At 68.8% G+C, this 23,276-nt stretch carries 24 protein-coding genes and 1 tRNA gene; 16 read left to right on the top strand and 9 right to left on the bottom strand.

Translation table 11 applies throughout. The features are described from left to right. Positions 1 to 245 precede the first annotated feature (245 nt). From ACLZN2_RS39415 to ACLZN2_RS39405, 3 genes are all read right to left on the bottom strand, one after another. On the bottom strand, positions 246 to 1,202 hold the full coding sequence (locus tag ACLZN2_RS39415; RefSeq protein WP_416984416.1) for a DUF2637 domain-containing protein: 957 nt from the start codon (positions 1,200 to 1,202) through the stop codon (positions 246 to 248). A 307-nt stretch (positions 1,203 to 1,509) separates the two neighbouring features. Further along, positions 1,510 to 2,196 carry a hypothetical protein gene (locus tag ACLZN2_RS39410; RefSeq protein ID WP_416984408.1) on the bottom strand — a complete coding sequence of 229 codons (687 nt, stop codon included), beginning with the start codon at positions 2,194 to 2,196 and terminating at the stop codon, positions 1,510 to 1,512. Positions 2,197 to 2,203: 7 nt separating this feature from the next. Then, a complete protein-coding gene (locus ACLZN2_RS39405) occupies positions 2,204 to 2,575 on the bottom strand; it encodes a hypothetical protein (protein WP_416984407.1) in 372 nt (123 codons plus the stop codon). A 980-nt stretch (positions 2,576 to 3,555) separates the two neighbouring features. On the opposite strand from ACLZN2_RS39405, the gene ACLZN2_RS39400 reads away from it, so the two are divergent. The 6 genes from ACLZN2_RS39400 (at position 3,556) to ACLZN2_RS39375 (ending at position 7,769) form a co-directional block, all read left to right on the top strand. Then, a complete protein-coding gene (locus ACLZN2_RS39400) occupies positions 3,556 to 3,813 on the top strand; it encodes a helix-turn-helix domain-containing protein (protein WP_416984406.1) in 258 nt (85 codons plus the stop codon). 130 nt (positions 3,814 to 3,943) lie between these two features. Next, positions 3,944 to 4,156, top strand: coding sequence for a helix-turn-helix domain-containing protein (locus tag ACLZN2_RS39395; protein WP_416984405.1), 213 nt, complete (start codon positions 3,944 to 3,946; stop codon positions 4,154 to 4,156). Then, positions 4,156 to 5,307, top strand: a complete 1,152-nt coding sequence (locus tag ACLZN2_RS39390) for a tyrosine-type recombinase/integrase (RefSeq protein ID WP_416984404.1) — start codon at positions 4,156 to 4,158, stop codon at positions 5,305 to 5,307. The genes ACLZN2_RS39395 and ACLZN2_RS39390 overlap by 1 nt, the downstream gene beginning before the upstream one ends. Before the next feature lie 269 nt (positions 5,308 to 5,576). Beyond that, positions 5,577 to 6,152, top strand: a complete 576-nt coding sequence (locus ACLZN2_RS39385; RefSeq protein WP_416984403.1) for a TetR/AcrR family transcriptional regulator — start codon at positions 5,577 to 5,579, stop codon at positions 6,150 to 6,152. Between the two features lie 169 nt (positions 6,153 to 6,321). After that, positions 6,322 to 7,200: an alpha/beta fold hydrolase gene (locus tag ACLZN2_RS39380; RefSeq protein ID WP_416984402.1), complete on the top strand. Its 879-nt coding sequence runs from the start codon at positions 6,322 to 6,324 to the stop codon at positions 7,198 to 7,200. Between the two features lie 53 nt (positions 7,201 to 7,253). Continuing rightward, entirely contained in the window at positions 7,254 to 7,769 is a 516-nt protein-coding gene (locus tag ACLZN2_RS39375; RefSeq protein ID WP_416984401.1) for a DUF302 domain-containing protein, read from the top strand. A 700-nt stretch (positions 7,770 to 8,469) separates the two neighbouring features. Here ACLZN2_RS39375 and ACLZN2_RS39370 read toward each other — a convergent pair. Continuing rightward, positions 8,470 to 8,543 (bottom strand) — tRNA-Gly (locus tag ACLZN2_RS39370). Between the two features lie 512 nt (positions 8,544 to 9,055). Between ACLZN2_RS39370 and dcd the strand changes: the two genes are divergently transcribed. Genes dcd through ACLZN2_RS39355 form a run of 3 tightly spaced genes read left to right on the top strand, consistent with a single transcriptional unit; the run spans position 9,056 to position 10,921 of the window. Next, a complete protein-coding gene (gene dcd, locus ACLZN2_RS39365; RefSeq protein WP_416984400.1) occupies positions 9,056 to 9,631 on the top strand; it encodes a dCTP deaminase in 576 nt (191 codons plus the stop codon). A 10-nt stretch (positions 9,632 to 9,641) separates the two neighbouring features. Then, on the top strand, positions 9,642 to 10,157 hold the full coding sequence (locus ACLZN2_RS39360) for a phosphoribosyltransferase (protein ID WP_416984399.1): 516 nt from the start codon (positions 9,642 to 9,644) through the stop codon (positions 10,155 to 10,157). Positions 10,158 to 10,165: 8 nt separating this feature from the next. After that, on the top strand, positions 10,166 to 10,921 hold the full coding sequence (locus ACLZN2_RS39355; RefSeq protein WP_416984398.1) for an AAA family ATPase: 756 nt from the start codon (positions 10,166 to 10,168) through the stop codon (positions 10,919 to 10,921). 101 nt (positions 10,922 to 11,022) lie between these two features. Here ACLZN2_RS39355 and ACLZN2_RS39350 read toward each other — a convergent pair whose 3' ends face one another. The 3 genes from ACLZN2_RS39350 to ACLZN2_RS39340 all read right to left on the bottom strand — a co-directional run bounded on the left by ACLZN2_RS39350 (position 11,023) and on the right by ACLZN2_RS39340 (position 15,001). After that, positions 11,023 to 12,075 (bottom strand): Yip1 family protein, encoded by a 1,053-nt coding sequence (locus ACLZN2_RS39350; protein ID WP_416984397.1) that lies wholly within the window; start codon positions 12,073 to 12,075, stop codon positions 11,023 to 11,025. A 178-nt stretch (positions 12,076 to 12,253) separates the two neighbouring features. Continuing rightward, the gene (locus tag ACLZN2_RS39345) at positions 12,254 to 12,640 is read right to left on the bottom strand and encodes a hypothetical protein (RefSeq protein WP_416984396.1); all 387 of its coding nucleotides are present in this window, start codon (positions 12,638 to 12,640) and stop codon (positions 12,254 to 12,256) included. An 81-nt stretch (positions 12,641 to 12,721) separates the two neighbouring features. After that, positions 12,722 to 15,001, bottom strand: a complete 2,280-nt coding sequence (locus ACLZN2_RS39340; RefSeq protein WP_416984395.1) for a heterodisulfide reductase-related iron-sulfur binding cluster — start codon at positions 14,999 to 15,001, stop codon at positions 12,722 to 12,724. A 225-nt stretch (positions 15,002 to 15,226) separates the two neighbouring features. Between ACLZN2_RS39340 and ACLZN2_RS39335 the strand changes: the two genes are divergently transcribed. The 5 genes from ACLZN2_RS39335 to ACLZN2_RS39315 all read left to right on the top strand — a co-directional run bounded on the left by ACLZN2_RS39335 (position 15,227) and on the right by ACLZN2_RS39315 (position 20,797). Further along, positions 15,227 to 16,528: an MraY family glycosyltransferase gene (locus ACLZN2_RS39335; protein ID WP_416984394.1), complete on the top strand. Its 1,302-nt coding sequence runs from the start codon at positions 15,227 to 15,229 to the stop codon at positions 16,526 to 16,528. A gap of 95 nt (positions 16,529 to 16,623) precedes the next feature. Then, positions 16,624 to 18,459 carry a molecular chaperone DnaK gene (gene dnaK, locus ACLZN2_RS39330; RefSeq protein ID WP_416984393.1) on the top strand — a complete coding sequence of 612 codons (1,836 nt, stop codon included), beginning with the start codon at positions 16,624 to 16,626 and terminating at the stop codon, positions 18,457 to 18,459. Beyond that, positions 18,456 to 19,115 carry a nucleotide exchange factor GrpE gene (gene grpE / locus ACLZN2_RS39325; protein WP_416984392.1) on the top strand — a complete coding sequence of 220 codons (660 nt, stop codon included), beginning with the start codon at positions 18,456 to 18,458 and terminating at the stop codon, positions 19,113 to 19,115. The genes dnaK and grpE overlap by 4 nt, the downstream gene beginning before the upstream one ends. A gap of 42 nt (positions 19,116 to 19,157) precedes the next feature. Then, positions 19,158 to 20,330, top strand: a complete 1,173-nt coding sequence (dnaJ, locus tag ACLZN2_RS39320) for a molecular chaperone DnaJ (protein WP_416984391.1) — start codon at positions 19,158 to 19,160, stop codon at positions 20,328 to 20,330. A gap of 5 nt (positions 20,331 to 20,335) precedes the next feature. Continuing rightward, the gene (locus tag ACLZN2_RS39315; protein ID WP_416984390.1) at positions 20,336 to 20,797 is read left to right on the top strand and encodes a heat shock protein transcriptional repressor HspR; all 462 of its coding nucleotides are present in this window, start codon (positions 20,336 to 20,338) and stop codon (positions 20,795 to 20,797) included. Between the two features lie 70 nt (positions 20,798 to 20,867). Here ACLZN2_RS39315 and ACLZN2_RS39310 read toward each other — a convergent pair whose 3' ends face one another. Together ACLZN2_RS39310 and ACLZN2_RS39305 are read right to left on the bottom strand one after the other, a co-directional pair. Continuing rightward, on the bottom strand, positions 20,868 to 21,047 hold the full coding sequence (locus ACLZN2_RS39310) for a DUF397 domain-containing protein (protein ID WP_416984389.1): 180 nt from the start codon (positions 21,045 to 21,047) through the stop codon (positions 20,868 to 20,870). A gap of 10 nt (positions 21,048 to 21,057) precedes the next feature. After that, positions 21,058 to 21,939, bottom strand: coding sequence for a helix-turn-helix domain-containing protein (locus ACLZN2_RS39305; protein WP_416984388.1), 882 nt, complete (start codon positions 21,937 to 21,939; stop codon positions 21,058 to 21,060). A 197-nt stretch (positions 21,940 to 22,136) separates the two neighbouring features. Between ACLZN2_RS39305 and ACLZN2_RS39300 the strand changes: the two genes are divergently transcribed. After that, a complete protein-coding gene (locus ACLZN2_RS39300; RefSeq protein WP_416984387.1) occupies positions 22,137 to 22,583 on the top strand; it encodes an ATP-binding protein in 447 nt (148 codons plus the stop codon). A gap of 90 nt (positions 22,584 to 22,673) precedes the next feature. Beyond that, entirely contained in the window at positions 22,674 to 23,276 is a 603-nt protein-coding gene (locus tag ACLZN2_RS39295) for a Uma2 family endonuclease (RefSeq protein ID WP_416984386.1), read from the top strand.

Raw genomic sequence — 23,276 nt, 5'->3', positions numbered from 1 at the left:
ATGCAAACGACGGAGATCGGAACGTAAGTTACCGTCCAGCGGAGCCCTCGCGGCTTGCTTGAGCCGGATGCGTTGAAAGGCGCACGTCCGGTTCTGAGGGGGCCGGGGCCCAGAGATGGGCTCCGGCTACCCGACGGGCTGTTCTGGCCGGTGGTCATCTCCTGTTGGGGTGTGGGGAGTTCGTAGTTCGGGTCGTGCATGGCGCGGTTCTCCGTGGGGTGGGGCGGTGCGGGCGTTTGCGGGGTTCACGTGGTGGGTTCAGGCGGTGCCGACAGGGGCGCGACGGGGGGCGTGTCGAGATGCCTCTGGTGTCTGGAGGCGGCTTCCTCGGGGCCGTTGAGAGGCCCGGTCTTGATGTCGTCGGCGGCGACAGGTTCTGGCCGGTTGGAACGTTCAGCCGTCAGCTGGTTGCGCAGGGTGCGGGCGCGGTTCTGGCTGATCCGCAGTTCGCTGCGCAGTCGTTGGGCGGTCAACCGGTCGGTGCTCCAGTCGGCGGTCAGAAGTCGGGCTTCGGCGAGGACTTCGGCGTCGGTCCGGGGACGGTCGACGGCCGACTCGGCAGGGGCGGGCGCCCGACCGTTCGCACGGTTTGAGTCGGCTTCGGTCGACCCAACCGTGGCGGCCGACCGGGGCGGTCGGGTAGGCCGGACCGCCTGGGCGGCTTCGGTCGGCTTCGCCACGGGCATCTTGACGGCGGCCTTTGCCCGGGCCGACTCGGTCGGCTGCTCGGGACCCGATTGAGCTTGGTCAGAGGTCGACCGTGCGTCCTGCTCGTCGGGCTGCCGACCAGCTGCTGAGGCCGAGTCGGCCGACTCCGGGTTGTGGTGTAGCACCTTCGCGACGAGGTCCGACCCGAAGTAGATCGACCCGACCGGGAGCGACGTCGCCAGCAGTACGAGAGCCCAGTTCGCCGGGTCCCAGTCGGTCAGTCGGCCCCACCTGGTCGGTGTGGTGTGCAGGGCCGGGGTGAGGCCGTGCACGTAGTTCAGCAGGAGGCTGGCGATCGTGTAGGTCGCCAGGACCCGCAGCGCGAACTTCCGGTCGGCATCGGGCAGCACGAGCGTGGCGGTCAGCGCGAGGGCCATCAGCCCGTCGACCACGATCGGGTAGAACAGGGCGGCGGTGGAGTCGGCGCCGATGGCGCGAGCCACGTCGGACAGTGCGTTCCACGAGACCCGGAAGGCCATCAGGACCACTGCCATCAAGCCGACGACGAGGGTGAAGCGTGCACCGCGGTTCGCGCGGTGGCCCCCGGCGCGTACGGATGCGTGGCGGCCGAGGCGAGTGCGGAGCCGGGTGTAGCGGGAACGATGGCTGTCGGCGCTGGGGAAGGCAGCCGGGGGCATCGGGGTGGGGGAGGGCAAGTCAGATATCTCCAGGTGGGCATGAGGGGGGCCAAGGAAGCCGACCGGGCATGCCATCGGCGCTGCCGACTGGCGGTGAGGGTCGGAGTGGGGCGCGGCGGAGAGGGCGTTGGTCAGGTGTCGGCGCCGATACGGCAGCCGCCGGTCACGCGGAGTCCTGCCGGGCAAGCTCCGCCACGGCGAGGTCCACGCGGGTGGGGTGCGGCCTCGAGCGGGGTGTGTTGCCCCGGGCGTGGCCGTCGAGCCCGAGACGTCGGCTGCGGCAGGGCTCGCCCTTGTCGGCGTGGCACCACCGGCACGGGACCCTGAGCGCGTCGGGCTGTCCGGCCGCGACGGCAGCCTCGCGGGCGGCACGCGCGGGCCGGTAGGGGGCGAGTGCCGCGCGGACGGCCGGCGGGATGGACGATCCGACGACGGCCAGGCGTGCCTCGACGTCCCGACGCGGGCCCTGGGCGAGCTGTCGGTGCGAGGAGGGCGCGGCCATCCCGGTGGCGACAGCGTGCCGAGTCCCGACCGGTTCGGCGCGCCAGGCGGCGGGGTTGTCCGGATCAGCGTCCGGAGTGGGATCGGTGTGCCGGTCCAGACGGTCGCAGCGGTAGGCGCGCCACTTGCGGGCGACGTCCACCGGAAGGATCGTATAGGGGGAGTCCAGGACGTGGGCCCGTATCGCCTCGCGGACGTCCCAGCCGTGGGCGGTGGCGAACGGCACGTCGGCGAGCAGTTCCTGCCACTGGACGATCTGGTCACGGGCATCGCCCGTGCCGGCGGGGATGGTGCGGGGGTCGAGGCGCCCGATGTAGGCGAGAACGGCGGCGACTTCGCGTCGGTCCAAAGGCGGCTTACTCCGTTCCGGTCGGTTCGTCGAGGGCGGCGAGCAGGGCGGCCATGTGCGCCTCGGTGCGCGTCATGCCGGCGGTCGAGGAGGGGGCGGGTGTGCCGCCGGGCAGGGCGTAGAGGTTCGGGCGGCCTGGGGCGGGGGTGCGTTCCCGAGCGATCCACGCACGCCAGTCGGCAGCCCACGCGTCGGCGGTGCGGGGATCCCACAGGCTCCGGTAGGTCCGCCACTTCGCGTCGGCGGCGTCCAGGCCCTGCTTGCCGAGCCGATCGAGATGCCCGTCGCGTTGCAGCCAGACATGGGCGCTCGCGTCGATCTGCCACTCGATGGCGGAGATGAGCGGAGCAGAGCTGCTGCTGCTCTTACTACCGTTCACCTTCGGTTCTCTTCTGTTCTGGGGGTCGGAATCCGCACCCCCCTCGGGTCGGAATCCGTACCCCCTGGGGGTCGGAATCCGTACCCCCTGGGGGTCGGAATCTGTTCCCCGGGGTCAGATTCCGATCCCCCCTCGAAGGGCTCAGCAGGGTCGGATTCAGACCCCCCGAGGGTCGGAATCCGACCCCCTTGAGGTGCCGGATTCCGGCCCCCCTCTCGGCGCTCATCGGCCAGGAATTCGGCGGCGATTGGGAGGCAGTAGTACGTCTCTCCCCTTGGTCCCTTGCGGTCGGGGAGCGGCACCAGCTCACCGTCGGCGATCAGCTTGGCGAGCGCGTCGCGTACGGCGGTACGCGACGCGTTGGCGCGTTTCATGAGGGTGGGCACGGACGCGTACGCGACGCAGTGCCGGTCGCGGCACCGGTCGGCGATCAGGGCGAGGACCATGCGGGCGGTGCCCTTGCTGCGGCTGTGGTCCCACACCCATTCGCGGGCGTCGTAGCTCATCGGGCGGCGGCTCCTAGGTCAGGGCATGGAGGTGCGGTCGGCCCTTGTCGGGCGGTGCACAGGGAGGGGGTTGGCCCACCGCCCGGCCGAAGGCGCGAGGGAGGGCTGGTGGCGTCGTATAGCCAAGACAGCCACATCCATGCCGCACAAGTCCAGCATTCCGCCGAGAAATTAGACAGCTGACGGCGAACGCTTACTACGAGCCAGGCATTTCCAAAACTATAAACCCGAATCCGCCGCTGCCGAAATAACGGACCGTCAGGCGAAGGCAGAAGCATCACATCGGCAAGCCGTTGACGCGCCGCCGACGGGCAAGCTACAACACAACACCGCACGTCACAGTGTCGATCGACGCATCCCTCCGAGCCCCGTCCCCGACCCCTGGAAATCCCTCCGCAGCGTACGGCGCGGAGCGCAACATAGCCGACGATCGCCGGTTACCAAAACCGGCGATCTAGCCTTTCAATTGGAGCCATGCCCCCACGCTCATTGGAAATCGGGCCGGCAGGAATGCAGGCGGCCCGTGCCATCGAAATCCTCCGTGCCGAACGCGGCCTGTCACAAAGGCAGTTGGCCGACCGTGTGACAGCCCTCGGCCTCCCCATGTCCAACACCATGCTGTCCCGCATCGAGCGCGCCCAGCGCCGATGCGACATCGACGACCTCATCGCGATCGCCGAGGCCCTCCACGTCCCGGCACCCGCGCTCCTGCCCGGCCTCCCCGCAGTCTGAGCCACCGCCCGCCACACCACGGCTCGCCCCATCCCGCACCCGAGTGAGGACCCACCGCCCTTGCACCTGCCCGCAATACCCCCGGCTCCCGTCTGCCCCCAGCGCCCCTCCGTGACGGAGGTGAACGCGCATGGCTGACCGCCTCCTGACCGTCGCCGAGGCCGGCGAAATACTCGGCACGGGCGAGCGCTTCGTCCGCCGGCTGATCGCCGAGCGCCGCATCCGCTACGTGAAACTCGGCCGCCCGGTCCGCATCCCCGAGAGCGCGATCACCGAGTACGTCGAGGCGCGCACCGTCGAGCCGGTCCGGCGTGTCCGTACCCGCTACGGGAAGGCCGCCTGATGGCAAGAGGCAAGCCGCAGCGGCGGCGCGAGTTCGGCACGGTGCGAAAGCTTGCCTCGGGCCGGTGGCAGGCCCGCTACCTGGGACCGGACGGCCAGCGGCACAAGGCGCCGGAGACGTTCGAGACCAAGTCCGACGCCCAGGACTGGCTCAACCTCGTCCGCGCGGACATCGAGCGCAACGCATGGCGCGACCCGGACGCTGGCGCGATCAACTTCGAGAAATACGTGTTGCGTTGGATGGAGGAGCGCGGCCTGGCGCCGACCACGCTCGACCGCTACGACGGCCTTCTGCGCCTGCACATCCTGCCGACGTTCGGCGGCAAGGACCTGGACGAGATCACCCCGCCCTCCGTCCGTACATGGCGAGCCGAGCGTCTGAAGGCGACCGGTGCCACCACGGTCGCCAAGGCGTACCGCCTGTTGAAGGCCATCCTGCAGACGGCGGTGGACGACGACCTGCTCCGCAGCAATCCGTGCCGCATCAAGGGGGCCGGCAAGGAGGAGGCCGACGAACGCCCCACGGCCACCATCGAGCAGGTCTTCGACCTGGCCGACGCGATGGGCCCACGCTGGCGCCTGATGGTCCTGCTCGGCGCCTTCGCCTCCCTCCGCCCGGAGGAACTGGCAGAACTGCGCCGTCACAGTGTCGATGTTGACGAATGCTCCTTGCGGATCACGCAGGCGTCCCCGGAGCTGACGAACGGCAAGCGCGTCACCGGCGACCCCAAGTCGCGGGCGGGCAAGCGCACCGTATACCTGCCCGATTTCCTGCTCCCGGAGCTGCGCCGCCACCTCCAGTGGTTTGCCGAGAAAGAGCGGGACGGCCTCCTCTTCGTCGGCGAGAAGGGTGCCCCTTTCCGCCGCTCGACCTTCGGCCGCAAGTGGCGCAAGGCGAGGACGAAGGTCGGCATGCCGGACAACTTCCGCTTCTACGACCTCCGCCACACCGGCAACACCCTGGCCGCTGACACGGGCGCCAAGCTCAAGGACCTCATGGTCCGCGCCGGCCAGTCCTCGGAGCGCGCCCAGCTGATCTATCAGCACTCGACGGCGAAGCACCAGCGGAAGCTCGCTCGGGGCATCGACGCCGAGGTGCGGCAGCAACTGCGCCAGGCAGATGTGGAGGGAAGGCCGGCCGCAGAAGCGTGAAGATGCGATGGGCGTAGCGAACCCGGCCGGGTTCGCTACGCCCATCGCCGCGTCGGAATTGCCGCTGCAGCACCGTGCGCCGGGTTCGCCGGCCCGGTCGCCGTCGCCCTGCGCCCCGCACCGGCCCGGGACTTCGCCCGCTGGATGCAGGTAGCGCCGAAGCCGGTCCGCGTTCACTGGCGTCGGGCGGAAAGGGCCTCGCTGATCTTCAGCGTCGGCCCGCAGCCAAGTATTTGACCCTCAGGTCAAATACTTGCTACGGTAGGGGCATGGGAAGACCGAAGGGCTTCGAACCGGACGTGGTCATCGCGCAGGCGATGGAGGCGTTCTGGACCAAGGGCTACACCGACACCTCCCCTGCCGACCTGGCGGAGGCGACCGGAGTGGCCAAGGGCAGCTTGTACCACTCGTTCGGCTCCAAGCGTCAACTGTTCGGCAAGGCGCTGGACCTCTACAGCCGGATGCAGGCCGAGCGGGCCGAGGAGTTCCTGGCGCGGCCGGGCACCGCTAAGGAGCGCATCCGCGCCTACTTCATGCTGCTCCTGGATGCGGACCTGGACGGACCGGTCCGGCGCGGGTGCCTGGCCCAGAACACACTCGGGGAACTCGGCGGTCGCGATGCGGACGCCACCCGCGCGGCGCACCGCCTGGAGGAGGGCCTGATCGAGTTCTTCGCCGCCCGTATCCGGCAGGGGCAGCAAGACGGTGACGTCGGCCAGGACGTCGACGCCCAAGCGCAGGCGCTGCTGCTGCAGAACACCCTCGCCGGGCTGCGGGTCATGGCCAAGACGTTCGACCGGCCGACGCTCCACCGGATCATCGACACGGCCCTCGCGGGCCTCTGAGGCAGGACACTCCGGGCGACCGCACCTCTTTGCGCCCTGATTTTTGACCCTTAGTTCAAGAACGTGTGGCTCTCCATACCGTGTGTCCGCACCTGATCAACTTCACAGACCGACGAAATAAGGAGAGTGCCCGTATTGCGGCATGCTCCGCACCTGAAAGGACAAAACCATGGAACGCAACGAGTCTCCCGACGCGACGTACACGAAGACCTGGAGCAACGGCCGCGGCGAGGTACGGTTCTTCACCCGAGCCGACGGCTCGCGGCTGCGCTACTACACCGCAGGCACCGGCCCCGCCCTCGTGCTGATGCACACCGTGCGCGGCCAGCTGGACTACTTCCAGCGCGTGATTCCGCAGGTGTGGGACCACTACACGGTCTACGCGCTGGATCTGCCCGGGATGGGATGGTCCGACATCGTCCCCGGCGCACAGTACGAGGAGCCGCAGCTGCGGGGCGCGGTCGTCGAATTCGTCCGCGGACTAGACCTGCACGACGTGACCCTGTCGGGCGAATCACTCGGGGGCGCCCTGTCCCTGTCGGCATCGATCGACCTGAAGGGCCGGGTCAGCCGGGTCGTGGCGTTCAACAGCTACGACTACCCCCAGGGCGGGGAGCGGGGAAACTGGATCGCCCGGGTCATCATGACTGCCGTGCGGATGCCCGTACTGGGCCCCGTCTTCGCCCCCATCGAGCCGCTGCCCATCCTGCGGACGATCCTGCAGGGCGGCTACGTCGACAAGACCAAGCTGCCCGAGGACTTCCTCGCCGACCTGGCCAGAAGCGGCCGCCGCACGGGCTACGACAAGGTATCCCGGGGAATCTTCCGCAGCCTCAAGGGATTCGACCGGGCCCGCGAGCGCTACCCGCGAGTGTCGGCACCCGTCACCCTCGTCTACAGCGAAAACGACTGGTCCAAGCCCGCCGAGCGAGACCGCGTGGCCAACGCGCTGGCAGACGTCCACCGCATCACCGTGCCCCGTACCGGCCACTTCTCCGCCCTGGAGCGCCCCGACGAGATGGCACGCATCCTGCTCGACGCGGCCTGACCCGACAGCGATCGGCACCCCCGTGCATCCCCGTCAAGACATGAGGAAGCATCATGACTCAGGCCATCCCCCACCTCGTCAACCGTCTTGTCATCGACACCGAGGACACCTTCGACGAGGTCCGTCAGCGCTACGAATCGCTGGTACCCGCCATCGATTTCGCCGAACTCGTCGAAGTGATCGAAACAGGTGACCTCGCACGGGTGCAGGCATACACCGCCGACCACACGCCCCATTCATTCGCCGTCTTCTGGACCCTGGACCCGATGCCAGTGATGCGACTGTCGGGACATCAACACCGCGCCGTCACCTACATGATGGGAAACAACGTCATCGCGGAAACCATGTTCCGACACGACCCGGGCATCATCCTGTACGCCCCGCTGCGCACCGCGATCTACGAGACCGCCCCCGGCCACGTACAGATCAGCATCGACCAGCCGTCGACCAAGTTCGCCAGCTTCGGCGATCCCCGCATCGCAGAGGTCGGAGCACAACTCGACACCAAAGTCGCAGAGCTCCTCCGCCTCATGGCACTGCCGGTACCACCGGAGCTGATCACGGCCTAGCCCTTGGTACTCCAGCAGCGTCTCGCTATCTGACCTGGTCAGAGGCGTCGTCGGGAGTGTAGTGGGCCGGTGGCCCACCAGGGGCCGTCTTGCCGGACCGCCCTCTCCAACGAGGGTCGGCCGCCGGCGCAGCCTGGAAGCACTCCTCCTCTCCACCACCCAGCGCCGGGACAGGACGACGAACCCGCCGGCGTCCTTCGGGCGGCTGACGGTCTCGATGGTGAGGCCGAGGTGGACTTTCGCTCAGGTCGCGAGTTTCCCGGCGTAGGTGGAGTCGACCCAGGCGATCTTGATCTCGGGATGCAGTACGCCTGCAGATGTCGTTCGCCTACTTCCAAGCGTGCGTCTTGAAGCTGCCGCATGCGGAGTGGGCGGATGGAACCGGTATGTGGTCCCGGGGTACAGCCTGGCCATCGGAGTACCCGAATGGTGCACAGGCTGGTCGCACCGTGCTTGCTAATTGGTCAGCAAGTACCCCTTTGCGTAAGCGACTTGTCCACCGTTTGCTCACACTGTGACCCAGGTCACCGAAAATGCGTCTCATGATTCGAGATAATCGGGCGTCCTGTCGCTCCAGCCTGCACCCGTGCATCCTTGAAGGGGGCGGTTTACCTGCACCTAGGGCACGCGGAGGGCACAAAGGACCCGAAATGGTCTAGACAACAAACAACCCCCGGGCCGGTGACCAGGGGGTTCGAAGTGGAGCGGGTGACGAGAATCGAACTCGCGCTCTCAGCTTGGGAAGCTGATGTTCTACCATTAAACTACACCCGCGTAAGACGCCGGTCAGAGCCGGTGTCCGATTGCCTCGTCACTCTACAACATCCCGGGCCCCCGGCGCTGAAGCCGAGGGGTCCGTGTGTGTTTCAGGGGGTGGGATCCGGGTGCGGGCGGCCGGAGTTGGGAAGTACGGTGGGGGTGCGGAAGAGGGGGCGGGCGGGGTCGGAGTGCCGCCTGGAGGGTCTTCCCGTTCGTCCCGTAATGTGGCTTTCGTTGTCCGGTGAGCAGCAGCCGGACGCGGTTCTTTGGGGAAGGGACTCTAGGACTTGATGGAGCGCACCGTCGTCCGTTGTGCCGATGGGCACGTGTTCAGCACCGCTTCGTTCCCGATGCAGCAGGCCGGGCGGCTCGGCCCCGGGCGGCTCGTCCGGTGTCCCCGGTGTGCGCGGCTTCGCAGCGCCGTGCCGGTGACTCTCGAGAGGCGGTAAGCGGCAGAACGCAGCGGACCTGGCGCGCGGAGTCGTCCTGATTACGGGGGCTCCGCGCGCCTTGCGTATCCTCGGGGCGTGCTTCTCTCAGACAAGGACATCCGGGCCGAGATCGACGCCGGGCGGGTACGGATCGATCCGTATGACGAATCCATGGTGCAGCCGTCGAGCGTCGACGTACGGCTGGACCGTTTCTTCCGGGTGTTCGAGAACCACCGGTACCCGCATATCGATCCGTCCGTCGAGCAGGCGGATCTGACCCGGCTTGTCGAGCCGGAGGGGGACGAGCCGTTCATCCTGCACCCCGGGGAGTTCGTGCTCGCGTCGACGTACGAGGTGATCACGCTTCCCGACGATCTCGCCTCCCGGCTGGAGGGGAAGAGCTCCCTCGGACGGCTGGGCCTGGTCACGCACTCCACCGCCGGCTTCATCGACCCCGGGTTCTCCGGTCACGTCACCCTCGAGCTGTCCAACCTCGCCACGCTCCCCATCAAGCTCTGGCCCGGTATGAAGATCGGACAGCTGTGTCTGTTCCGGCTCAGCTCGCCCGCCGAGCACCCCTACGGCAGTGAGCAGTACGGCTCCCGCTACCAGGGCCAGCGCGGGCCCACCGCCTCGCGGTCCTTCCTCAACTTCCATCGGACCCAGGTGTGAGGGCGGCGGCATGAGTGACGCAGCGGCACGGGAGAACCTCGGCTACGAGCAGTTCGGCGTCGCCGTCCGCGAGCTCGCGCAGGCCATCGCCGACGACGGGTACGAGCCCGATGTCGTGCTCAGCATCGCCCGGGGTGGCGTCTTCGTCGCCGGAGGGCTCGCCTATGCCCTGGACTGCAAGAACATTCACCTCGTGAATGTGGAGTTTTATACCGGTGTGGGGCAAACACTTGAAATGCCTGTGATGCTGGCGCCCGTCCCCAATGTGGTCGACTTCACCGACAAGAAGGTGCTGATCGCCGACGACGTCGCCGACACCGGCAAGACGCTGAAGCTCGTGCATGACTTCTGCCTCGACCATGTCGCCGAGGTGCGGTCCGCCGTCATCTACGAGAAGTCGCAGTCCCTCGTGAAGTGCGAGTACGTCTGGAAGCGCACCGACGCGTGGATCAACTTCCCGTGGAGTGTCCTGCCGGTGGTGCGGAAGTCGGGGGAGCCGCTCACGCCGTCCACCGAAGCGCTCTGACCTGCCCAGTGATCATCGAACGCGCGTATGTCCATCTGCCCGCCTCTGATGCCTCTGATGCCTACGACTCATATGACTCCTACGACTCCTACGACCAGGACACCTGGCCCTGGTCGGTTCCCTGTGTCCGTCAGCTGGTCGACGAAGGGCTGCGCTTCACCGCCCCGGTGACCTTTCTGGTCGGTGAGAACGGCTCGGGCAAGTCGACCCTGGTGGAGGCGCTGGCCGAGGGGTTCGGTCTGGACTCCTACGGCGGCTCCCACGACTGGCGCTACGCCTCCCCGCGCGACAAGTCGGTGCTCGGCGAGCGGATGAAGTTCGAAGCGGCCGCGCGCGGGCGCCGTATGCTCGCCGGCTGGTCGGACCGCAAGGGCTTCTTCCTGCGGGCCGAGACCGCGCTGGACGCCCTCGGCAGGGAAGGGTTCTCGCCGGACTCGGTCAGCCATGGCGAGGGCTTTCTCGCGGCGTTCCGCGGCAAGTTCCTGCACGCCGGGCTCTATGTCCTCGACGAGCCGGAGGCGGCGCTCTCCTTCTCCTCGTGCCTCGAACTGATAGGGCACATCGACCGGTTGGCCAAGGAGGGTGGCCAGGTCGTCTGCGCCACGCACTCCCCGTTGCTGACCGCCCTGCCGGGCGCGGACATCGTCGAGGTCGGCGAGCACGGTCTACGGAGGGTCGCCTGGCAGGAGCTCGGCATCGTGGATCACTGGCGCCGCTATCTCGCCGACCCGCAGGCTTATCTGCGGCACATCGTCGAGCCGTAGTCCAGCAGTGGGCCCGCCATGGGCGGGCGTCCCGCCAATGTAGCCAATGAAAAGGGCTCCCGTCCGCCCGACGGGAGCCCCTTACACGTCTCATCCGCAGGTCAGAACGTGCCCAGCTTCACGATCGACAGCAGCGCGATCAGCTGGATCGCGGACGCGCCCAGCGCCTTCGGCCAGGGCAGATCGTGGGAGCGGCTGACCATCAGCGTCAGCAGGGCGCCGGCCGCCACCCAGGTGGCCCAGCCCAGCAGCTGGACGAACGCCGCGTCGCCGCCGAAGAACATGGCCACGACCAGACGCGGCGCGTCCGTCAGGGACATGATCAGCATGGAGAGGCCGACCGTGGGCTGCCACGCCCCGTCGCCGCCCAGCTGGCGGGCCAGGGTGTGGGTGACCACGCCCAGGATGAACGCGCTCAGCACCATTGCCACCGCCGTCGTCAGGACGATCGGGATCGCGTTGTTGAGGGTGGCGTTTATCGTGTCCGAGCGGGTGTCGTCGAAGCCGAAGACCGCGAGCAGGCCGTAGAGGAAGGTCACGACGAGGGCGGGGCCCCACATCGTGTAGTCCCGCATCTGCAGGAACGTCTGCTTGGGGGCGACGACGATGCCCCGCAGCAGGTCCTTCCAGTGCAGCCGCGGGCCGATCGGGCCCGAGGGCGCGGCGGAACCGGCGTTGTAGGTGTCACCCGGGCTGTACTGCTGGTGATCGTCGATCGAGAACGCCTGGGTGTGCCCCGGGTTGTTCGCGGCGTACGGGTCCGGGCCGCCGGCGCCCGGTCCGGACGGGTAGCCGCCGTCGCCGAAGTACTCCGGTTCGCCGCCGCCGTGACCGCCGTTCGCCGAGGGCCATCCGCCGCCGCCCGAGCCGCCGTACGGCGGCTGCTGTCCGCCGCCGCGGTACTGCGGCCGTGCCTGCGGGTACGGCGCCTGCGCCGGAGGGTAGCCGTGCGACGGCCCCGTGGGCCGCGCCGACTGCCCCTGGGGCGCCTGCTGCCCGTAGGGAGGGTGTTGCGGTCGCGCTTGCGGCGCGCGGCCGTCCCGGCCGCCGCGTCCGATCCTGAATCCAGCCACGTCATCGAACGTACCTGGTCTCGGAGGGTGACGTGCGGGAGCCGGCCTCCGGGACCCCCCTTTGCGGCCGAGCTGTGACATCCCCTAAGGGATGTCATGAAGTCGTGTCAGTGGTTCGTCAGGGACGCCCGGGCGACCCTCCAGGCGGTACAGGAGTCCGTGCCCGGCCCGAGGGTCGTCCGCCGGCCGTCCGACCATCGTCCGCCGGTCGCGGCGGACGTGGCTGGTGGTTCGTCAGGGAGCCCGTGGGAAAAGGGTGTCAGTCCGCCAGTGCAGCCTCGAAGTACGGCAGGCTGCCCAGGCCCAGCCCTGCCGCGGTCAGGGTCGTGGAGCCCGTGCCGGTCGGGCCCGACGAGGTGCCGGGGAGGAGGTGGAGGAGGCCAACCTCCGGTGAGGAGGCGACGAGCTCGGCGCGGCCGTCGCGGTTGTGGTCGCGCAGCAGCACCGACGCGCCGAACCAGGTGTCGCCCTGGTCGAAGGGGCCCTCGACGCCGGGCGTCGTGTAGTCGTACTGGCGGGAGCCCGTGCCCGTGAGGCCCGAGGCGCCGCGCAGCACCGTGACGGCGCCGGTGCCCCATGGCCGGCTGCCGAGAACCTTAATCTTCGCGGAGGTTGTGGCGTACGGGAACGGCGGCGTCGCCGGCACCTCCCGGGTCTGTCCGGGAACGACGGCGCCCCCAGGCCCGGGAGGGACCTGGGGGCGCCGGACGGGCGTGGCCGCCGGGGGTCACTTCACCGGCTGCGGCTCCGGCTCGTTCTCCGTCTCCGTCTCGCCCGCCGGGGGCTCGTCGTCGGTGACGGGGGTCTTGACGGACTCCAGGAGCAGCTGGGCGACGTCGACGACCGTGATGGATTCCTTGGCCTTGCCCTCGTTCTTCTTGCCGTTGACCGAGTCGGTGAGCATCACCAGGCAGAACGGGCAGGCGGTCGAGACGATGTCCGGGTTCAGGGAAAGGGCCTCGTCGACGCGCTCGTTGTTGATGCGCTTGCCGATCCGCTCCTCCATCCACATCCGCGCGCCGCCGGCGCCGCAGCAGAAGCCGCGCTCCTTGTGGCGGTGCATCTCCTGCTGGCGCAGGCCCGGGACGGCGGTCATGATCTCGCGCGGGGGCGTGTAGATCTTGTTGTGGCGGCCCAGGTAGCAGGGGTCGTGGTAGGTGATGATGCCCTCGACCGGGGTCACCGGGATCAGCTTGCCCTCGTCGACGAGGTGCTGGAGCAGCTGGGTGTGGTGGACGACCTCGTAGTCGCCGCCGAGCTGCGGGTACTCGTTGCCGATGGTGTTGAGGCAGTGCGGGCAGGTGGCGACGATCTTCTTGGCCGACTTCGGCTTCTTCGTCGACTCGTCCTCGTCGTCCTCGCCGAAGGCCATGTTCAGCGCGGCCACGTTCTCCATGCCGAGCTCCTGGAACAGGGGCTCGTTGCCGAGGCGGCGGGCGGAGTCGCCGGTGCACTTCTCGTCGCCGCCCATGATCGCGAACTTGACGCCCGCGATGTGGAGGAGCTCCGCGAAGGCCTTGGTGGTCTTCTTGGCGCGGTCCTCCAGGGCGCCGGCGCAGCCGACCCAGTACAGGTACTCGACCTCGGAGAGGTCCTCGATGTCCTGGCCGACGACCGGGATCTCGAAGTCGACTTCCTTCGTCCACTCCAGGCGCTGCTTCTTGGCCAGGCCCCAGGGGTTGCCCTTCTTCTCCAGGTTCTTGAGCATCGTTCCCGCCTCGGAGGGGAACGAGGACTCGATCATGACCTGGTAGCGGCGCATGTCGACGATGTGGTCGACGTGCTCGATGTCCACCGGGCACTGCTCGACGCACGCGCCGCAGGTGGTGCACGACCACAGGACGTCCGGGTCGATGACGCCGTTGTCCTCGGCGGTGCCGATCAGCGGGCGCTCGGCCTCCGCCAGGGCTGCCGCGGGGACGTCCTTCAAGGCCTCGGCGGACGCCTTCTCCTCGCCCTCCATGGTCTTGCCGCCGCCCGCGAGCAGGTACGGCGCCTTGGCGTGGGCGTGGTCCCGCAGGGACATGATCAGCAGCTTGGGGGAGAGGGGCTTGCCGGTGTTCCAGGCGGGGCACTGCGACTGGCAGCGGCCGCACTCGGTGCAGGTGGAGAAGTCGAGCAGGCCCTTCCAGGAGAACTGCTCGACCTGGGAGACGCCGAAGACGTCGTCGTCACCGGGGTCGGTGAAGTCGATCGGCTTGCCGCCGGAGGTCATCGGCTGCAGGGCGCCGAGGGCGGTCCCACCGGTGGCGTCGCGCTTGAACCAGATGTTCGGGAACGCGAGGAACCGGTGCCAGGCCACGCCCATGTTGGTGTTGAGCGAGACCACGATCATCCAGATGAACGAGGTGCTGATCTTCACCATCGCGGTGAAGTAGATCAGGCTCTGGAGCGTGCTGACGCTCAGTCCCTTGAAGGCCAGGACCAGGGGGTACGAGGCGAAGTACGCGGCCTCGTAGTGCTCCACGTGGTGGATCGCGCCCTCGAGACCCCGCAGGGTGTAGATGGCGAGGCCGATGGTGAGGATGACGTACTCGACGAAGTACGCCTGGCCGGCCTTGGAGCCCGCGAAGCGGGACTTGCGGCCCGGGCGGGAGGGCAGGTTCAGCAGGCGGATCACGATCAGGACGGCGATGCCGAGGATCGTCATCACGCCGATGAACTCGATGTACAGCTCGAACGGCAGGAAGCCGCCGATGACCGGCAGGGTCCAGTCGGCCTGGAACAGCTGGCCGAAGGCCTGCGCCAGGGTCGGCGGCAGCGTCAGGAAGCCGATCGCCACGAACCAGTGGGCGAAGCCCACGATGCCCCAGCGGTTCATCCGTGTGTGGCCGAGGAACTCCCGCACCAGAGTCACGCTGCGCGCGTACGGATTGTCGTTGCGGGTGCCGGCGGGCACCGGCTGGCCCAGCTTGAAGTACCGGACGAACTGACCGATGGCGCGTGCGAGCAGCGCGACGCCGACCACGGTCAGGACCAGCGACACGATGATCGCGGCGAGTTGCATGAGGGGGCTCCTCGGGCCTGCGAGGGTCTTGAGAGTGTTGAGAGTCTCAAGGAGGGTGATTACTAAGCGGTAACTTATGCAGTCCGTCTGAGACTACCCCGTATTCTCCGTCGCACTGTAGCGAGAGGCGGAGTGATCTGGATCGCTGAGGGTTGCCTCAGAATCGGTGCCGATCTGGACGTGTTATTCGTACCAAATTGGTACATTTGTTACTAACTTATATCCGTGCTCTACGGGATCGCCGCCGCCACCACCGCCCTCCTGCTCTCCGCCGTGCTCGCCGCCCTGCTGCGCGTGCCCGCCCTGCGTCTCGGCCTGGTCGAGCGGCGGCAGCGCCAGCAGCGACAGCGGCGCGTTCCGCTGTCCGGGGGACTCGCCGTCGTCCTCACCACCTGCCTCGTCGCGGCCGCCGGGGACCACTGGGGGTACGCCCCGCTCGGCGACGGTGTCGGGGCGCTGCTGCCCGCCGCGGGCGCCCTGGCGGGGCTGGGCCTGGTCGCGGACGTGTGGCGGCTCAAGGCCCGCTTCCTCGTGCTCGGTACGGCGGTGGCGGCCGCCTTCGTCGTGCCGTACGGCGACACCGGCCCCTGGGCCGGGGTGCTCGCCGTCGGGTGGATCACCTTCGTGGCGCTCGCCTTCCGGTCCCTCGACCACGCGGACGGGGTGGCCGGCACGGTCGGGGTCGTCACCGCGTTCGGGGCGGCCGTGTGCGCGGCGGTGGAGGTGCTGGACGGGGTGGCCGTCCTGCTGAGCGTCCTCGCCGCCGCGCTCACCGGCTTCCTGATGCACAACTGGCCCCCCGCGCGCGTGGCGCTCGGCGCGTGCGGCTCGCTGTTCGCCGGGTTCCTGCTCGCCGCCGCCGCGGTCACCGTCCGCGCGGGCGGCGACGCGGGGGAGGGGGCGGGCGTGCTGTTCGCCCTGACCGCGGTCGCGGCGGCCGACGCCGTGCTCGTCGCCGTCGCGCGGCGGCTGGCCGGGCGGCCCCTGCTGCGCGGCGGCCCCGACCATCTCGCGCACCGGCTGCGCCGGCTCGGGCTCACCGCTCAGGGCGCGGTCGTGCTGATCGGCGCGGCGGCCTTCGCCGGAGTGCTCGTCGGGGCGCTCGCGCACACCGGGTGGGTGGGGTCGCGGGCGGTGTGGTGGGTGGCGGGCGGGGCCCTGGCCGTCGTACTCGGACTGCTGCGGGTGCCGGTGTACGGGCCACCACGCGCGCGGAGGGGCGGGTACGGCCCGCCACGCGCGCGTGAGGGTGCCTACGACGTCGTACGCGCGTGTGGGGACGAGTGCGGCGCTCCACGCGCGCGTGCCCCACGGCGTGACTCCCGGGCCGGTGCCACGGCCAGTGCCCGCGCGGGTGCGCGTCCCGGATCCCGACAGGGGGCCCGGCAGGGGGTCGGGCGGGCGGCGGTGTACGGCCCCCGGCGTCAATCCGAGTCCGCTGAGGTGCCCCCTGGATCGGGTGACAGTCGCTCGGGCAGGGAAGCGTCTGCGCAGGTCAACGCCTTCTTGCGTGTAAGGAACGGATAAGAGTTGAGCCGCTGTGACTCAGGTCTGTTGACCGAGCGGTGAGCCTCGTGCACACTTGAGTCCGTTCCACTCAAGTCAGCTGGAGGAAGATCACCATGGCACGTGCGGTCGGCATCGACCTGGGCACGACTAACTCCGTCGTCAGCGTTCTTGAAGGCGGCGAGCCCACCGTCATCACCAACGCAGAGGGCGCCAGGACCACGCCGTCCGTCGTCGCCTTCGCCAAGAACGGCGAGGTCCTCGTCGGCGAGGTCGCCAAGCGTCAGGCGGTCACGAACGTGGACCGCACCATCCGCTCGGTGAAGCGCCACATGGGCACCGACTGGAAGATCGAGCTCGACGGGAAGCCCTTCAACCCGCAGCAGATCTCCGCGTTCATCCTGCAGAAGCTCAAGCGTGACGCCGAGGCCTACCTGGGCGAGAAGGTGACCGACGCGGTCATCACCGTCCCGGCCTACTTCAACGACTCCGAGCGCCAGGCCACCAAGGAGGCCGGTGAGATCGCGGGCCTCAACGTCCTGCGCATCGTCAACGAGCCCACCGCGGCCGCGCTCGCCTACGGCCTCGACAAGGACGAGCAGATCATCCTCGTCTTCGACCTCGGTGGCGGCACCTTCGACGTGTCCCTCCTGGAGATCGGCGACGGCGTCGTCGAGGTGAAGGCCACCAACGGTGACAACCACCTCGGTGGTGACGACTGGGACCAGCGTGTCGTCGACTACCTGGTGAAGCAGTTCCAGGCCGGCCACGGCGTGGACCTGTCCAAGGACAAGATGGCGCTGCAGCGTCTGCGCGAGGCCGCCGAGAAGGCGAAGATCGAGCTGTCCTCCTCGACCGAGACCTCGATCAACCTGCCGTACATCACGGCGTCCGCCGAGGGCCCGCTGCACCTGGACGAGAAGCTCACCCGCGCCCAGTTCCAGCAGCTGACCGCGGACCTGCTCGAGCGCTGCAAGACCCCGTTCCACAACGTCATCAAGGACGCCGGCATCTCGCTCGCCGAGATCGACCACGTCGTCCTCGTCGGCGGCTCGACCCGTATGCCCGCCGTCGCCGAGCTCGTCAAGGAGCTGACCGGCGGCAAGGACGCCAACAAGGGCGTGAACCCGGACGAGGTCGTCGCCATCGGCGCGTCCCTCCAGGCCGGTGTCCTCAAGGGCGAGGTCAAGGACGTCCTGCTGCTCGACGTCACCCCGCTGTCCCTCGGTATCGAGACCAAGGGCGGCATCATGACCAAGCTCATCGAGCGCAACACCACGATCCCGACCAAGCGGTCCGAGATCTTCACCACGGCCGAGGACAACCAGCCGTCCGTGCAGATCCAGGTCTACCAGGGCGAGCGCGAGATCGCGGCGTACAACAAGAAGCTCGGGATGTTCGAGCTGACCGGTCTGCCGCCCGCCCCGCGCGGTGTCCCGCAGATCGAGGTCTCCTTCGACATCGACGCCAACGGAATCATGCACGTGACCGCGAAGGACCTGGGCACGGGCAAGGAGCAGAAGATGACCGTCACCGGTGGCTCCTCGCTGCCGAAGGACGAGGTCGACCGCATGCGCCAGGAGGCCGAGCAGTACGCGGACGAGGACCACCGCCGCCGCGAGGCCGCCGAGGCCCGCAACCAGGGCGAGCAGCTCGTCTACCAGACCGAGAAGTTCCTCAAGGACAACGAGGACAAGGTCCCCGGCGAGATCAAGACCGAGGTCGAGGCCGCCGTCGCCGAGCTGAAGGAGAAGCTCAAGGGCGAGGACACCGCCGAGATCCGCACCGCCACCGAGAAGGTCGCGGCCGTCTCGCAGAAGCTCGGCCAGGCCATGTACGCCGACGCCCAGGCCGCCCAGGCCACCCCCGGCGGCGCCGGTGAGGCCAGGGCCGACGACGACGTCGTCGACGCCGAGATCGTGGACGACGAGCGCAAGGACGGTGCCGCGTGACGGAGGAGACCCCGGGCTTCGAGGAGAAGCCCGACGTCCCCTCCGGCGCCACCCCCGACGACGCCGAGCCGAAGGCCGCCCCCTCCGAGGAGGGCGCGGCCCCGGCCGGGGACGCGAACCAGACCGCCGGACTGGTGGCCCAGCTGGACCAGGTGCGCACCGCGCTCGGCGAGCGCACCGCGGACCTCCAGCGGCTCCAGGCCGAGTACCAGAACTACCGCCGCCGGGTCGAGCGCGACCGGATCGCGGTCAAGGAGATCGCCATCGCGAACCTCCTGACCGAGCTCCTGCCCGTCCTCGACGACATCGGCCGCGCGCGGGAACACGGCGAGTTCGTCGGCGGCTTCAAGTCCGTGGGCGAATCGCTGGAGACCGTCGCGGCCAAGATGGGCCTGCAGCAGTTCGGCAAGGAGGGCGAGCCCTTCGACCCGACGATCCACGAGGCCCTGATGCACTCGTACGCGCCGGATGTCACCGAGACGACGTGCGTGGCGATTCTGCAGCCCGGGTATCGGATCGGCGAGCGCACCATCCGCCCCGCGCGGGTGGCCGTCGCCGAGCCCCAGCCCGGCGCCCAGACGGTCAAGGCCGAGTCCTCGGACGCGGCCCCCGCCGAGGCGGCGGACGAGAAGGACAACGGCCCTGAGGAGGGCTGACGTAGACACGGAGCGGATCACCGGAAAGGGGGCGCGTCGAGGATGAGCACCAAGGACTTCATCGAGAAGGACTACTACAAGGTCCTCGGCGTCCCCAAGGACGCCACCGAGGCCGAGATCAAGAAGGCGTACCGGAAGCTCGCCCGCGAGTTCCACCCGGACGCCAACAAGGGCAACGCCAAGGCGGAGGAGCGCTTCAAGGAGATCTCCGAGGCGAACGACGTCCTCGGCGACCCCAAGAAGCGCAAGGAGTACGACGAGGCGCGCGCCCTGTTCGGCAACGGCGGCTTCCGCCCGGGGCCGGGCGCCGGCGGCAACTTCAACTTCGACCTGGGCGACCTCTTCGGAGGCGGCGCCCAGGGCGGGGGCTCCGGCGGCTTCGGCGGCGGCATCGGGGACGTCTTCGGGGGCCTGTTCAACCGGGGTGGAGGCGGTACGACCCGCACCCAGCCCCGGCGCGGCCAGGACATCGACACCGAGGTCACCCTGACCTTCACGGAGGCCATCGAGGGCGCGACGGTTCCGCTGCGCATGTCCTCGCAGTCCCCGTGCAAGGCCTGCTCCGGCACCGGCGACAAGAACGGCACACCGCGCGTGTGCCCGACCTGCGTCGGCACCGGCCAGGTGGCCCGGGGCTCCGGCGGAGGGTTCTCCCTCACCGACCCCTGCCCGGACTGCAAGGGCCGCGGTCTGATCGCCGAGCACCCCTGTCTGGAGTGCAAGGGCAGCGGCCGCGCCAAGTCGTCCCGGACCATGCAGGTCCGCATCCCGGCCGGGGTCACGGACGGCCAGCGCATCCGGCTGCGCGGCAAGGGCGCACCGGGCGAGCGCGGCGGCCCGGCCGGCGACCTGTACGTCGTCGTCCACGTCGGCGCCCACCCGGTCTTCGGCCGCAAGGACGACAACCTGACGGTGACGGTCCCGGTCACGTTCACCGAGGCGGCCCTCGGCGGCGAGATCAGGGTCCCCACCCTCGGGGGGCCCTCCCTCACCCTGAAGCTGCCGCCCGGCACCCCCAACGGCCGCACCATGCGGGCGCGGGGCAAGGGCGCGGTCCGCAAGGACGGCACCCGCGGCGACCTGCTGGTCACCGTCGAGGTGAGTGTGCCGAAGGACCTGTCGGGGAAGGCTCGTGACGCGCTCGAGGCGTATCGCGAGGCGACCGCGGGTGAGGACCCGCGGGCGGAGCTGTTCGAGGCCGCGAAGGGAGCCTGAGAGTGATGGACGGCCGTCGACGCAGTGACCATTTCCGTGGGCCGTATGAACTGACCGAGGAAACCCCGGTCTACGTCATCTCGGTGGCGGCCCAGCTCTCCGGCCTGCACCCGCAGACGCTGCGGCAGTACGACCGGCTGGGCCTGGTCTCCCCCGACCGCACCGCCGGCCGGGGCCGCCGCTACTCGGCCCGCGACATCGAACTGCTGCGCACCGTCCAGCAGTTGTCGCAGGACGAGGGCATCAACCTGGCCGGCATCAAGCGGATCATCGAACTGGAGAACCAGGTCGCCGCCCTGCAGTCCCGGGTCGTCGAACTCCAGGACGCCCTGGAGGGCGCGGCGGCCGCGATGCAGCAGCGCGAGGCAGCGGTCCACGCCTCCTACCGCCGGGACCTCGTCCCGTACCAGGAGGTCCAGCAGACCAGCGCGCTGGTGGTGTGGCGACCGAAGAAGCCGAAGGACTGACCTGCGGCACATGTGTGAAGGGGCCTGGTGGATCAACTGATCCTCCGGGCCCCTTCGTCCTACCTGTGAATCAGGAGTGCCTGAGGTGATCCAGGAGTCCGGCGAGGGTTTCCGGGGTGGTGGCCAGGATGACGTCCGGGGTGTCGCTCTCGCGGAGGCGGATCGTTCCGTCGGGGGTGGGGGCGAGGTAGAGGCACTCGCCCTGCGGGCCGCCGCTGAACGACGACTTCTGCCAGGTGAGTTCAGGCATCCGGGCCTCCTCAAAGGGTGTAGAGCAGGTGCTGGATGAGGGCCAGCGAGTCCTTCACGGAGTGTGCTTCCGGGGCCAACGATACGTCGACGGGCGCCAAGGCGTACTCGGCGAGACTCTCGAACAGCACCCCGTACTGGGTCAGGCTCGCGTGGTCGCCCAAGTACTGGAAGCTGCCGAAGTGTTCGAGGACCACGGTGCCCAGTTCGGCGACGGCGGGGATGACGTGTACGAAGCTGCTGGAGAGGGCCGGGTGGGCCCGCGAGGTGAACGGGTAGATCTGCACGGTGACGTTGGGCAGCCGGGCCAGCTCGATGAGGTGGAGCAGCTGACCGCGCAGTACCTCAGTGCCTCCGAACCGCATGTGCAGGGCGGACTCGTGGATCACGGCATGCACGGCAGGTGGGTGGTCGCCGGTGAGCACGCGCTGTCGCTCCATACGGAACTCCAGGGCCTCTTCGATCCGTTCGAAGCCCAGGCCAGGGGTGGTGAAGATGGCTCGTGCGTAGTCCGCGGTCTGGAACAGTCCGGGAATGAGCAGAGGCTGGTGCACCCGTAGGGCCACGGCGCCTGCTTCCAGTTCCGCCATGTTCAGCGGACCCTGCTCCATGGGTTTCTTGTAGGCGGTCCACCAACCCTTGCCGGTGGCCTCGGACATGGCGACCAGGGCATCAGTGTACGTCTCATCTTTGCATGCATAGAGACGGCAGAGCTCGCGGAGTCGCTCCGTCAGGATCGTCGTCTTCGCCGTCTCGATCTGGCTGAGCTGGGCCCGGCCCATACCGATCCGCTCGGCGGCCTCACCCGCACTCAAACCCGCCTTTTCGCGCAGTTGTTTGAGCTCGTAGCCGAGTCGTCGCTGGCGTTCGGTGATGGTGGTGCGCAGTCCCACGGGTTACTCCTCGTCCGGTCGCCCAAAGTCTCTCCGGATTGGATGAGTTCGTCCACCGATCGAGTGAGAAGCTTGAAAATTGTAAACCTCTATACCTACCGTGAGTGTGCAAGCAGTCACTCAGCGCCCGTAAGTCGACAGAGCACCCGCACCCCGTGGGCGACGCCATCGCCGGGCGCGCAAAGGAGCCGCCTCCCATGAACCCAGCCCGCCGTGCAGCCCACCGCTCAGCTCAACTCACTCACGAATACAGCCTGTTCACCCCGGCGGACGCGACCTCGCCCCGGGTGTGCCGGGACTTCGTCCGCGCCGTCCTCTTCACGCACGACCGGGAACCCCTCGTCATGCCGGCCGCCCTGTGCACCTCGGAGCTCGTCACGAACGTGCACCTGCACACCAAGGGCACCGCCATGCTCCGCATCCGGCTGACCCCGGCCCGGCTCCGGGTCAGCGTCTTCGACGAGAGTCCGGACCCGCCGGTCGTCGTCCGCCCCGCCACCGGGGCCGTGGCCTGCTGGGGGAGGGGGCTCGGGCTCGTCGAGGAGATGGCGGACGGGTGGGGCGTCGCCGACGACAGGGCGGGGCGGTTCGCGAAGGGGGTGTGGTTCGAGCTGGGCTCGCTCGAACGGGTGAACTGGGGGTAGTTCCCCTGGTCAGCCGTATCGCCGTACTTACCGTGATCGCGTTGCTTGTGCCCCAAGCACGTCCAGCCCACTTGAGGAGGAGGTGCCACCTTGATCCCTCGCGCACACCTGGCCGACCCGGATGAGGGCCTGTGGCAGCTGTGGAAGGCCATGGAACTCCCCGAGGGCTACCGCGCTGAGATCATCGAGGGAGCCATCGAGGTGTCGACCACCGGTCGTCTGTCCCACGCGCAGATCGTCAATCGTCTGTGTCGGGCGCTGGACAAGTTCCTGGGGGAAGGCGAATACGCCTGCTTCCAGGATTTCAACGTGATCCACAAGCGCAAAGGCTGGATCCCCGACGCCTTCGTCGCTCCCGAGGACCTGGAGCCGTACGCGGATGAAGACGGTCTGGGAGTGAGGGCCAAAGCGCTTCACCTCGTCGTCGAAGTCGTCTCCCCCGGCAAGAGCAACCAGGACCGAGACCGCATCCGCAAGCGCCGCGAATACGCCCGCGCCGGTATCCCCGTCTACGTCCTCATCGACGATTACGACGGCCAGGGCGCTGTCACCCTCTTCACCGGCCCCCGTCCCGACAAGGCCGACTGGGAGGACATCCACCGCGTCCCCTACGGCACCGAAGTCACCATCCCCGAAGGCCCCGCCAAGGGCTTCGTGATCGGTGAGGCGATCACGGGCCCGAAGCGGGGCTGA

This window comes from Streptomyces sp. T028 (assembly GCF_048159505.1).
Classification (GTDB): Bacteria; Actinomycetota; Actinomycetes; order Streptomycetales; family Streptomycetaceae; genus Streptomyces.
Note: the sequence above shows the minus strand (reverse complement) of the source record. Positions and strands in the feature narration are given on the sequence as shown.